This window comes from Brucella sp. NBRC 12950 (assembly GCF_030268145.1).
Lineage (GTDB): Bacteria > Pseudomonadota > Alphaproteobacteria > Rhizobiales > Rhizobiaceae > Brucella.
The window spans coordinates 1-201 of the sequence record NZ_BSQC01000099.1 but is presented as its reverse complement, the minus strand read 5'-3'; the positions used below and the strand labels follow the sequence as shown (position 1 = coordinate 201).

Here is a 201-nt window from a genome sequence, read left to right as displayed (position 1 = left end):
TCTGGCCAACCTGCCAGTCATTTGGTGCATAGCCCGCATCAACTGCCGCACGGCTGGCACCGACTGCTGCACCAAGCTTGTCGGCAACAGGAAGGATCACTTCCTCAAACTTCTCCGACGAACCAAGCGCACGACCGCCCGAGATGATGATCTTGGCAGAAGTCAGTTCCGGACGATCACCACCCGAAAGCTTGTTTTCAA

1 protein-coding gene is annotated in these 201 nt (G+C 56.2%); it reads right to left on the bottom strand.

The window, feature by feature from the left end; all coding sequences use genetic code 11:
* A partial coding sequence (locus QSJ70_RS27635; RefSeq protein ID WP_285541408.1) for an FAD-binding protein occupies window positions 1–201 on the bottom strand: 201 nt, incomplete at both ends.